Annotated in this window: 10 protein-coding genes and 1 tRNA gene; all 11 read right to left on the minus strand. The window is 56.9% G+C overall.

Annotated features, from left to right (window positions below; translation table 11 throughout):
* Positions 1-2: 2 nt before the first annotated feature.
* Positions 3-359, minus strand: coding sequence for a cytochrome C oxidase subunit IV family protein (locus tag VNL17_06950; GenBank protein HXI83813.1), 357 nt, complete (start codon positions 357-359; stop codon positions 3-5).
* Between the two features lie 16 nt (positions 360-375).
* A complete protein-coding gene (locus VNL17_06955) occupies positions 376-987 on the minus strand; it encodes a cytochrome c oxidase subunit 3 (protein ID HXI83814.1) in 612 nt (203 codons plus the stop codon).
* Positions 988-2,787 carry a cbb3-type cytochrome c oxidase subunit I gene (locus VNL17_06960; GenBank protein ID HXI83815.1) on the minus strand — a complete coding sequence of 600 codons (1,800 nt, stop codon included), beginning with the start codon at positions 2,785-2,787 and terminating at the stop codon, positions 988-990.
* Positions 2,788-2,881: 94 nt separating this feature from the next.
* On the minus strand, positions 2,882-3,604 hold the full coding sequence (locus VNL17_06965) for a carboxypeptidase regulatory-like domain-containing protein (GenBank protein ID HXI83816.1): 723 nt from the start codon (positions 3,602-3,604) through the stop codon (positions 2,882-2,884).
* Between the two features lie 117 nt (positions 3,605-3,721).
* A complete protein-coding gene (locus tag VNL17_06970; protein ID HXI83817.1) occupies positions 3,722-7,297 on the minus strand; it encodes a c-type cytochrome in 3,576 nt (1,191 codons plus the stop codon).
* A gap of 4 nt (positions 7,298-7,301) precedes the next feature.
* On the minus strand, positions 7,302-8,537 hold the full coding sequence (locus VNL17_06975; GenBank protein HXI83818.1) for a hypothetical protein: 1,236 nt from the start codon (positions 8,535-8,537) through the stop codon (positions 7,302-7,304).
* 30 nt (positions 8,538-8,567) lie between these two features.
* Complete coding sequence (locus VNL17_06980) at positions 8,568-9,347, minus strand: cytochrome b N-terminal domain-containing protein (GenBank protein HXI83819.1); 780 nt, start codon at positions 9,345-9,347, stop codon at positions 8,568-8,570.
* 6 nt (positions 9,348-9,353) lie between these two features.
* Complete coding sequence (locus VNL17_06985; GenBank protein HXI83820.1) at positions 9,354-9,956, minus strand: ubiquinol-cytochrome c reductase iron-sulfur subunit; 603 nt, start codon at positions 9,954-9,956, stop codon at positions 9,354-9,356.
* Between the two features lie 2 nt (positions 9,957-9,958).
* Positions 9,959-10,930: a HEAT repeat domain-containing protein gene (locus tag VNL17_06990; GenBank protein HXI83821.1), complete on the minus strand. Its 972-nt coding sequence runs from the start codon at positions 10,928-10,930 to the stop codon at positions 9,959-9,961.
* A 9-nt stretch (positions 10,931-10,939) separates the two neighbouring features.
* Positions 10,940-11,404: a 4Fe-4S dicluster-binding protein gene (locus VNL17_06995; GenBank protein HXI83822.1), complete on the minus strand. Its 465-nt coding sequence runs from the start codon at positions 11,402-11,404 to the stop codon at positions 10,940-10,942.
* A 732-nt stretch (positions 11,405-12,136) separates the two neighbouring features.
* Positions 12,137-12,210, minus strand: a tRNA-Gly gene (locus VNL17_07000).
* Positions 12,211-12,263 lie beyond the last annotated feature (53 nt).

Below are 12,263 nucleotides of genomic sequence, written 5' to 3' on the forward strand. Positions count from 1 at the left end.
GTTTACTCCGCCGGATGCGCCGGCACGTGTCCTTGTGGCACGACGAAAATCCCCTGTTGACGTCCCTGCTGGTCCTGACGGGCAAACATGATCAACCCCACCATCACCACCACAAATGTCGCCGTGAGCACGAGCACCCAGTAGATCATTTTTCGCTCGGCAGAGAGATGCATGAAAAAGGCCGCTACCAGCGAACCTTTGACCGTGGCGATGATCAACGCCACAATAATGCCGAGGATGATGCCAAGGTGGATGTTGGAGGCCAACACAGTGATCAGCGTGCCGACCGCCAGCGCAACAAAGACTTTGATGTAGGTCTTCACGTGGCTTTGAACGTCTTCGTGATGCGTGTCGCTCATGATATCTCGATCCATTCTATTTGCCTGGCAAAAGGTAAAGGACGGGGAACAGGAAAATCCACACGAGATCGACGAAGTGCCAATACAAACCGGCGACTTCGATCCGATTCGTGAAGCGTTCCGGGTCGGTCTGCCACATCTTGCTGCCGGGCCCCCAGAGGTAACTATTGACGATCATGCCGCCGATGACGTGCAACCCGTGCAGCCCGGTCATCGTGAAGTAGATCGCCATGAATGTGCTCGTCGACGGCCACAGGCCGGTCTCGAATTTATGCGCGTACTCAAATCCCTTAATGACCAGGAAGATCGCGCCGCACAGGATAGTCAGGCCCATGTACAACTTGTACCGGCCGAGATTCTTCATCTTCAACGAGGCCCAACTCATGACCATCGTCACGCTGGAGATAATCAGCACCAGCGTATTGATCGTGGCCAGTGGGACGTTGAGGAATTCCGCGCCGTGTTCCCACGTCTCCGCGCCCGTGCGCAACAGCACGTACGTCGAGAACAATGCGCCGAACAGCATCACTTCCGAGGCAAGAAAAAGCCAAATGCCCAGTTTGGCATTGTACAGGCCGGTATCCGGTCGCTCGGTCGAGTTGTAAGGAATCTCAATGGCAGTAGACATCTATTTCTTTCCTGGGTTGTTCGGGTCGCCCGGTTTCTTGTCGGGTTCATTCTGGGGAAGAAAATCCTTTTCTTCACCTGGCACGCTGTACTCGTAGGGGCCGCGATAGACTTCCGGGATCTTTAGAAAATTCCCGTGCGGCGGCGGAGTCGGCGTGGCCCATTCGAGGGTCGTGGATTCCCACGGATTATCGCTCGTCACCTTTCGACCGGCGAACAGGCTCCAGAAGAAATTCACGATGAAGAACAGTTGAATAATCGCCAGGCCCCACGCGGAGTGCGACATGACCTTGTTCAGGAAGAGGACGTTCTGGGCGTGAAGATAGGAACTGCCGCCGTCGTACAGGCGCCGTGATACACCCGCCATGCCCACGATGAACATCGGCATGAAGATGCCGTTCATGAAGACGAGCGAACCCCAGAAGTGGAGTTTGCCGAGGAACTCGTTCATTTGTTTGCCGCTGACTTTCGGGAACCAGTAGTAGATGCCCGCGAAGAGCGCGAAGAGCGTCCCCGGCGCGACAACGTAGTGGAAATGGCCGATGACGTAGTACGTGTCGTGCAAATGGATGTCCGCGCTTGCCAAACCGAGCGGCAGGCCTGTCAGGCCGCCGATGCCGAACATCGGCAGAAACGCGAGGGCGAACAACATGGGCACGTTGAACCGGATGGAACCGCCCCACAGCGAGAGGATCAGCGCCGTCAGAATGACGATTGACGGGATCGAGATGATCATCGTGGTGGTCTGGAAGAAGGCGTTGATGGCCGTGCCCATGCCGGTCAGGAACATGTGATGAGCCCAGACGACGAACGACATGAACCCGAGAAAGATCACCGAATAGACCAGGGATTTGTAGCCCCACAGCGGTTTGCGCGTGTTGTTGGCGATGACCTCGGCGACGATTCCCATCGCGGGCAGGATCAACACGTACACTTCCGGATGCGCGAGAAACCAGAAAAGATGCTGCCAGAGCAACGCGCTGCCGCCGCCACTGACGTTCAGCGCCTTGCCGCCGACCACCAGCCCGCTCGGCAGGAAAAAGCTGGTGTTCGCCATGCGATCCATCAACTGCATCACGCCCGCCGCTTCCAACGGCGGAAACGCCAGCACGAGCAGGAAGCCCGTGACCAACTGTGCCCAAACGAAAAATGGCAACCGCATCCACGTCAGTCCCTTTGCTCGTAACTGGATGATGGTCGTGATTGTATTGACCGAGCCGAGGAGCGAAGAGGTGATGAGGAACACCATGCCGGTCAGCCACAGGGATTGGCCCGTGAAAAGTGAATGGCTGAGGGGGGTGATAACTGAAAGCGGCGCATACGAGGTCCAGCCGGACTGCGCTGAGCCGCCGGACACAAAGAAGCTGCCGAGCATGACCACGCCGCCGATAAAATACACCCAGTAGCTGGACATGTTGAGCTTGGGGAACGCCATGTCCTGCGCGCCAACTTGCAGCGGTACCAGGTAATTGCCGAATGCGCCCACGGCCAGCGGCACCACGCCAAGAAAGACCATGATGGTGCCGTGCATCGCGCCGAGTTGGTTGTAAAACTCGGGCGCCATCACCCCACCGGGCATCCGGGATTCCCCGAGCCAATTTGTCAGGAAGGCAATCGGCAGCGGCTTGCCGGGATAGGCCAACTGCCAGCGCATCAACAACATCAGGCAGAAGCCGAAAAACAAAAACACCAGAGCGGTCAGCCCGTACTGAATACCGATGATTTTGTGGTCCGTCGAGAAAATATAGTGCCGCCAAAACGGCAATTCATCGTGATGCTCTTCATGATGCGCTTCTGTCATTGATCTGCTTCCCCTCCAAAAACAAACCGTTCGAGCGTGCGGTCGGCGTTTCCAACCACACCCTCAACGGACAAGCTATTACGCCAGGCCCGCCCTATTCGGCGGGCTTTGAAAACTTGAAGTCGATGGTCTTGGCCTCACCGTCACCGACTTTGATCTTTTGGACCTGTTCGCCATACTTCTCATGCCAGGCAGCCACTTCGTATTCGCCCGCCGGCAATCCCTTGATCGAGAACGTACCATCATCGCCGGTCGTGCTGTAAAACGGATTGCTCATCACGCCGACATACGCCGACATCCACGGATGCACGTCGCACTTGAAGTGCACCATGACCTCGGGCTCAGCGAAGGTGCGCATGGTCTTCATCCCCTGGTTGGGCTGGCCTACATTGAATTCCTTGCTCTTCGTCGGTTGAGCGTGAATGTTATGCAACGTGTCGTCCGCATTCACAATTTCCAGCGGCTGCTTGGCCATCATGCCAAACACGTGCGGCGCATAGTGGCACTTCTCCTGCGTCAGGACGACGGGATTCTTCGGCGTGTCGTAGGTCTTTCCGTCCGGCAGGCCGCTCTTGATGTACACGAACACATTCTTCAGCATGCCGTCAGCATTGACCACCACTTCTTCAGTCATGAGCGGCGAATCCTCGTGCATCGCGGCGCACTTGGGATCCGCATCGGTCGGGATCTTCTTCGGCTTCGGGGCCTTGCCATCAAACGTGATCTTGCCGGAGATCGACGCCGAATCTGCGGCTTGCGAAACTGTGGCGACCAGTAACGATGCGGCAACCGTCATCAATAACTTTGATAATTTCATTTCCATTCTCCTTCAGTCGATAATTGACCAGTCTTCTATTGGAACCAACCTTTTTCAAGGCCAAAGTTGATTCGTTTTGCTACTACTGAGACGCTCTCCGCCGCACGAAAATTCACGCTATGGCCGCGCTTGCGGCTGCGTCGGCGCCGCCACCGGCGCGGGGGCGGGCGCTGCCTGAGCGGTCTCCTCGTATGTGCCCAATGTTAGCACGTAATCCACCAGGGCTTCGATTTGTTTGCGTCCATCGCCACCGAGGATATTCGGCGCAATGGCCGTGCCGTATTCGAACTGTGGCATGCGCGTCCCCGGCTGCTGCGCCAACGGCTCCACGAGCCATTTATTTACCAGCCAGTCGCGTTGCAGGCGTTCGTGCGCCTGGGAAAGATTCGGCGCCAATCGTGGCAGGTCTTCGTCGGGAATCTCGGCGACCGATTTGCCCAATGCTTTGCCCTCGACAATGTGGCACAACGCGCACTTCAACTGATCGAACAATTGTTTGCCGGCGGCCAGGTGTTCCGGCGACGTATTGATCTTCGGTGACTGATACGGGAACTGCGCCTCGCCTTGCAGCGCAAAATACTTCACGAGCACGTTGGCCTCGCCATCCGACAATCCGAAGGTCGGCATGCGGACGTGTAGCCACGGGCGAATCTGGCCGGTTTGCGGCGCTTTGATAAATTGGAACAGCCAATCGGGCTGTGTGCGCTGCCCCTGATGCAATTGTGTCGGCGTGCCGCTCAACAGCGGCGGCTCCATGCCCGTCGCAAGGCCCGTCGCGCGAACCGCGCCGCCTTGCGCCTCGACGATGTGACAGCCGATGCAGTTCAATTCCTTCACGGTCCAGCGGCCGCGCTCGATCTGGAATTCCGCCGGCGTCAACTGTCGCGCTTCATTCGGCGTCAATTTCTCGTCGGTCATGCCGGAGACGACGGTGACGATCTGGTCAATCTGCTCGTCGGTCAGGTTGAATTTCGGCATCTTCAGCAATTCCTGCGGCATGCGCGTCACGTCGATACGTCCGTTGTCAAACGAACGCGGCGCATGAAGTTTCTGCTTCAGCCAGGAGAGTCGGTTCTTCTCGATGTCCACCAGGCCGAAATCCAGCTTATCGACCGGCTTGCTGCCCCACTCGCTCAATTCGGTGCCGATGGGCTTGGCGGTTTCGAACCCATGGATGTCGTGGCAAGCGTAGCAACCGTACCGAGAAATCAGCTTGCTGCCCAGGTACACGTTCTTTTTCTCGGTGAACGGCATGGCGGCAACCGTCTGCTTGGCAGCCTGCATCTTCGACTTTACCTGTTCGATCTGCGCGGCCAGCTTCTTCGCCTTGCGGTCCACCGCGTCGTCGAATGTCTCCTCAAATTCCTTCCGCAGGGCTTTGAGTTGGACCTCCTCGCGGGCGAGCCGCGCGGGATCCTGATAGTACTTCATCGTTTCTTCATCGACGAAATACAACTCAATGAGATCGTCGAGGTTGTTGATCTTCTGCTTCGCTTCTTGCACCGGCAATGTCACCTGGAGGTACTCGACTGTCTCCCTGTCGAGAAGATCGGCTTTCGTTTCCGGCAATGTTTCCTGGTCAGTCTTTTCGTTGTGAAGACTAGCGAGGTACGCGGCGACGTCTGATGCCTCCTGGTCGCCAAGACGCAAATTCGGCATCTTCGTCCGCGGATGGTATTGCTTCGGGTCCTTCAACCAGGCGAAGAGCCAGTTGACGCTTGTCTTGCTGCCCACGCCAGCCAATTGCGGCCCTTGCGAGCGCAACCGCCGGTACTGCCAATCATCCATGTATTGCTTGAGCGACCCCGGCACCTTGATGTCCATCAACTTCTCGTCGATGGCGTGGCAACCCATGCAACCGAGTTGACCGATGAGCTTTTTTCCATTCTCGGTGTCACCCTGGACCGTCGGCTCGGGATACTTCGATTGGTCGCTGACGGCAAAAAGATATTCTGCGATCGCGTTGATCTCGACGGCATTGCGGGCATCGCGATCGGGTGTGCCTGAGTTATTGTCGAGTCCCCAGAAACGCGGCATGTAGGTGTTCGGGCGGAAATCAACGGGATTGGCGAGCCACTTGCGCATCCATTCTTTGTTCGTTTTGCTGGCCACCTTGTAAAGGCTTGGGCCCGGCTTGCGCAACGTGCGGATGGGGATATATACTTCCTGCCCAATCGTCAACGAAACTTCCTGCGGGAAGCCATTCAGCCGGCGCACGTCGTCGGCATTCACGTCGTAAAACTTACAAAGGCCTTCGAAGTCTTCGCCTGCGGCGACGTGGTGCGTCGTGTAGGTTTCCATTTGCCTCATCTTATGGCACGACCAACAGCCGAGTTGCTCGATGAGGCGGCGGCCATGATCCAGTTTCTCGCCGCCTTTCAGGTTGGTCTGCGCATTGTGGCATTTCAGGCAACTGGCTTGCACATACTTTGCCGAACGCATCGGCTGCATGAGAAATTCTTCCTCTTCCCAGTTGTGATTCTTCTGCCACGCAACCTTCTGGGTCATTTCGACGACGTTGGCTTTCGGCACTGCCGTCTTTTGCGCCTTCGCATCCTCATCCTCGTCATCCTCCCTTTTCGAGGCTTTCACCCACTGTTTCGTCAAGGCGTCGAAGATGTACGGCTGTTTCACTTCCGCATCCGGTGTGTGGCCGGAACGCGAAAAGGTTGTTTCACGGTCCCAGCCCCAATGGCAGACGGTGCACCCATAGGTGCTGGCCGGATGCGGCGAGGTGTCGCCGACAAACAAATCCATTTGCGGATGGTTACGAAGTGGTTGTGGCTGTTTCGACCACTCGATAACGTCGATCTTGTTCTTGGCACGCCAGTCGCGGTCTTCCGGTGTCGGGTCCTTCCGGTCGATGCCCTTGTGGCACATAATGCAGCGATCCACGCGCGGGACGGTGGCGAAGTTCACATCGGTGTGATGTTTATCGGCGATGATCTGTTCGACCTTGATAGTCCCCGCAGCGAATTCGATGACGGGTGCATTGACGACGCCTTGAACCAATGCGCTGTCGAGTTGCTTGTAGCGGGTGGTCAGGAGTTTGATGCCGTCGTCAAGGCGCTTGATGTTGTGCTGCAGCTCACTTTCGTGACCCATCAGCGCGGCCTGATTGTCCTTGGCCGCTTGGAGTTTGGCATCGGCCTGCTGTTTGCGAAGATCGAGTTTCGCCACAAGTTCATTTTGCGACTCGGCTTTGTCCTTTGACTCACGCACTTCGGGTGCGTCCATATTCATGTTGTTGCGCTCAAGCGCCTCTTCGTACAAGGATCGATACTGGTCGCGCAGGGCCTTATCCATGGTAAACTGGCGCGTAATCAGGTCGTCCTCCACCTTTGCCTGGTCCACGGCGGCCTGCAACTTCGCTTCCTCAGGCTTTTTTCCCTCCAACTCCCGTGTCGTCTTGGCCAGGTCGTCCTGCATCTTGGACAGGCCGGCCTCGTTAGCCTTGACCTCGGCGGCCTTGGCGTCCGCCGCTATGCGTTTCATATCCAGCGCGTAGAATTGACGCTGGTAGTTTTTCCACTCGCGATCACCATGTAGGGCGAGCCAGGGAGCATAGCCGCCGGAGTAATCGACCCAAATCATCAATACGAGGCTCAAGAGGAACACGAAACCGCTGAGCAGGAACCACCAGTGCAGGCGCGGAATGCTGTACTCGTGGAGGGTTTCTGGTTGGTTTCTCATCGCCTCAGAACTTGATCCACGGAGTGTCCACGAAGTATTTCAGGGTCATCGTCCAGCGCAGCACCATTTTCAGCGGCAGCGTGAACATAGTGAGGAACAACATCACCAACACGCTGTAGCGCGCAAAATCCAACTGTTCGTAAAACTTCTTCAAAATCGTCTTGGCGAGGATGCCCGGCAGGGCGAGGAAATAAAAGGCCAGAAACAGGAGGCCGGCGAACTCGCGCTTGATGGCGTGACCAACTTCAATGACAAATGCGCGGCAGGTGCTGTCATGCCAACCGACTGTCAGGAAATCCGGCGGAAGCAATTGCGGGATCGCGTTGCGAACCTGGGGCAGCCCCTGGTTGAACCACTCGATGTGCGTCTTCTGGTAAATCCATTGGAACCATTTCACCCACACGTAGTCGGAAAGATTCACGTTATTGAGCGCGACGATCTTGTGCGGGTCCCAGTACTCGAATGGCCCGAAGAAATTCCAGCCCGGGCCGCGCAGGAAGGTGCCCGTGATGATCATGAACACCCACAGCGCGAGATAACCGAATAAGAAGATTCCAATCGAGAATTTCCGCTCGGCGAACGTGAAGTAGCCGCCGCCTTTCGGATTGGTGTCTATGTAGGGAATCGCCATCAATCCAACGACGATGATGCTCGGCAACACGACACCCGCGTACCAGGGATCGTAGTATACAAGCATTTCCTGTAATCCGAGGAAGTACCATGGCGCTTTGGATGGATTGGGCGTGGCGGCGGGATTGGCGGGTTGTTCGAGTGGCGCGCGCAGGTAAATTGCCCAAAGAATCAACACAATCGAGCAGATGATCAGGGAAATGAATTCAATGTAAAGCAGGTCGGGCCACACCCAGGTTTTTTGGCCGGAAGTTTCCTTTTCGTCCGGCGGCAGCTTTTGCTCTACGCGACGGTCGTTGTTCACGGCCTGCGTCATCGCGAGCCAGAGCACGAACGTGGAGATGAACAACATCGCCGTGATCGGCACGTTGTCCGGTTTGCCGACGATGAGCGCAAAGTTCGGGTCCTTCATCCCCCAGATAATCACGCCGCCCTCAATCACGAGAGCAAGGATGCCGATCCACCAGTTGAAAACGTAACGGCGGAAGCGCAGCAGGAGCAATAGCCCGACAGTGGTAAGGGAAAAGCTCAGCCACGGGGTGGCCAGCACATTGGCCACCGCCTTGAATGCCTCGAATAAAACGCCATGACTTGCCGCTGCTTGTTCCATTGAAAACTCTGACCGCTTTTGTTCTGACGTCTAGAGCGGCCCCGAGATGCCGCCATCCTTGCGGATGCGCCAAAAATGCACCGCCATCAACACGGCCGCAATGAGCGGGATGCCGACGCAGTGCAACACGTAAAATCGCAACAACGTGGTGCCGCCAAGCTCCTTGGCGCCAATCAGCATGAACCGCGCGTCATCACCCGGATGGACGAGCGGCACGCCGCCAATCTGTAAAAAGTCCGCGAACGGCCCGCCCGCGCCCATGAACGGCGTGGCCTTCGCCATGTTCGAACCGACCGTGATCGCCCAGATCGCGAGCTGGTCCCAGGGTAGCAAATAGCCGGTGAACGAAAGCAGGAAAGTAAGGACCAGCAAAAGCACGCCAATCGCCCAGTTGAACTCACGCGGTGGTTTGTAACTGCCCGTCATGAACACACGGAACATGTGCACCATGACCATGATGACCATGGCATGGGCGCTCCAGCGGTGCAATTCCCGCATGATGCCGAACGGGACCTGCGAACGGATGTCGAGCATATCCACGTACGCGCCTTCTACCGTGGGGCGATAATAAAACATCAGGAGCACGCCCGTCAGTGTGAGCACCAGGAAAAGAAAGAAACTCAGGCCGCCGGCGCACCACGTATAGCGTAGCTTCACACCGCTCGTGCGGACTTTCGTCGGGTGCAAGTGCAGGAACACGTTCCCGAGGACGATGAGCACGCGTTTGCGGTCGGTATTCGGGATGCCGACGCGAAAGATCGATTTCTTGATCTGCGAATCCAGGACTGCGTTCTTGAGTTTGTTGAGCATGGCTCTTTAAACGGTTACGAAAGCGCGCGGATCGTCGAACTCGCCCTTTTCCCAAAAGAACAACCGCCCTTCGTTCACAACGATTTGACCGTCGTCCGCCAGGGTGACTTCGTAGCGCCGCATCGGGAACGGCGCCGGGCCTTCAAAATTGATACCGTCGATGGTGTAGCCGCTGCCGTGACATGGGCACTTGAACTTGCGTTCGCCTTCCATCCAGTTCGGCGTGCAGCCGAGGTGCGTGCACACCGCTTGCACCGCAAAGATGCGGCTTTCGTGGTTCACGACCCAGACACGATGAGCCGCCTTGAACGATTCATCAACCGTGTTGGGCGCAAAATTGCTCGGTGGTCCAACCTTGAAGACATCGATGCGGGTAAAATCAATGCGCGGCACCATGAACGCAAAGAGCGCGGTCAACCCGCCTCCGAGCGCCGCGGCGAATGTCGCCCACGCGAGTGCAAGGCTGATAAAGAATTGCCGGCGCGGCATCGGCTGGCCCGAGGGATCAAGGATCCCTTTGGCCTTCAACCGCCGCACCGCTTCTTCACGCGGACTTAATGTCTGCCCCTGCTGGGGTTTGTCCGCTCCCACGAATTTCATCTCTGCCATGGCTACTTATGTCTCAGATTATTAAGCTGTTGAATCGCAGCATTGCGCACCCGCAAATCTGTTTCGCCGGCGCTCATCTTGTCCAGCAACGGGGCGGCCTTCGACGGATCCAGTTTCGCCACCCACATTACCGCCGCCACCCGATACCGCTGGATGTTCTCTGCCAGCGGGCGACCCTCCTTTGGCATCAACTGAGTAACACGGTCAACGTATTCCTTGTCAAGCAACCTCGCCAGCACATCCCACGCGGCGGCGTTGCCCTTGCTTGCCAGCCCGAAGGCTGCGTTCCACTTCACCAGTTCGTCCGGATCGTTGAGTGACGCCTCCAACACGCCCTGCGCCGCCGGACTGGTCATCGACCCGAGTACATAGACCGCCATCAGGCGTACCGACTGTTCGTCGCTGTGAGTCAACTCGATGATCCGCGTGGCCGAAGCTTCGTCGTCAAGCCGGCCCAGCGCCCACAGGCAATTCTTCACCGTTTCTGCGTCCCCGTCATCAAGCCCCGCGCGCAAGGTTGTGACAGCCTGGCGATCCCCCAACAAACCGAGGACCAACGCCAGGTACCGCCTCGTCTTCGGATCCTGACCTTTCGACTCGGTGAAGACCTGCACGATGTCGGCGACAGCGTGCGGGTTTTTTGCGAGAAACTGCTCGCGATCCGCGCTGATCTGGGCCGTGACGTCGAAAATCCCCTGCCAACGCTTCGAGTCCTGGATGTAATTCAACAGGTACTGCGCCTGACGGGTACGTTGTTCGCCCGAACTGGCGCGCAACGCGCCCAGGTAGTCATCCAGCCCCTTGCGCTCCGCAGTCAGCCACATGAACAGCCCGGCCACCGCCACGCAGAACAGCACGACCGCCAGCGGAATCACGAACAGTTGTACCGCCAGCGTAGCAAACGTCGACTTCTCCTCCGGGAGTTCCGCCACGCCCGACGAAGGCGCTTCCCCTGACTGCTTTGCGTCACTCATTTGAAAGAACTAATGCTTCTCCAACTGCGAGGGTAACATCGCCGCCCGATGCGTCGGAGCATTCGGCACGATGATGGCATCCTTGTCGCAGACGATCTCGCAAAGGCGGCATGCCACACATTCCTCCGCCACGACCTCGGCCACTTTATAGTGGCCCGACCCCGTGTGCGTAGGGTCTTCCTTCATGTAAATGCAGTCGAACGGGCAGATGTCCACACAGAACTCGCAGCCAGTGCAGTCGTCCACAATGACCTTCGCCTTCGGGATTTGGCTCGGCTTGATGCGGGTGACGAGATTGCCGTATTGGTCCTGGATACAGGAGACCGGGCAGTAAATGGCGCACACCCCGCAATCGATGCAACCTTCGGGATGAATGACGTACAATTCCTTGGACTTGCCGCTGATAGTGTCCACGGGACACTTCAACTCGCAGACGGTGCAGCCGATGCAAGTGTCTGTAATGAAATACGCCATGACCGTTGTCTTCTATTTGATCCAACCCGACGCGACCACTTTGAGAAAATTTTCACAAAGAATATAAGCAGCCGCGTTCCAAAGTGCAATAGCTTTTCTGGGGGCAAATTCTCTGAGAAAATCGACGCGGGCGATGACAGTTACACCAGGTTTCACGCGACGAACTTAAAGAACTCCCCGGTGCCAACCGCCGGCTGCGAGAATCTGCGGCTTCTGATAATTGAAGTGAGCAATGTATCAGTTGCTTTCCTGGTAATTGGGCTTAGGTTGCAGCGGAGAGTCGAGGTGGGGTAGTAGCGGGGATCAAATGGGCAAGTCTCGACTCTCCAATCCTTTGCCACTGCCGACTCCCAAGCTGCCGAAAAGTCCTAACGATGGGTCCCCATCCGTTCGGTTGATGCCACCAGTTTGCGCGCAACGGGAAGGGGTCTCCATTTCCAATCCCACCGCGAAAAATAAATGAAAGCGGCGCACTCGGTTGAATGCGCCGCCCTCAGTTTTCGACTGATCAGTCTTCAAGATGACGGGGTTGATGGTTTGTGGGCTCGACCACTGGAACCCCTGTTCCTCTAACCCGCCCGCCGAATCTCAAAGACCGAGAAGCTGCACTTAAGATAGAGCATTGAGAGTCCCAGTTCAAGGCTCATCTCACCAATCACCAAGGACGAGAACCGGGGTGAATCAACCAAACGCAGGGCCCATCAGAAGCGGCCATCTATGACTTATTGAAATTGGAGCGGGCGATGGGAATCGAACCCACCTAGCTGGCTTGGGAAGCCAGTGCATTACCACTATGCTACGCCCGCAAGACTTCACGTATTCTCGCCGTTTCTTCTTTCAAATCAAGCCAAAGTTGGTA

The organism is Verrucomicrobiia bacterium (assembly GCA_035577545.1).
In the GTDB taxonomy this organism is placed as follows: Bacteria; Verrucomicrobiota; Verrucomicrobiia; order Palsa-1439; family Palsa-1439; genus Palsa-1439.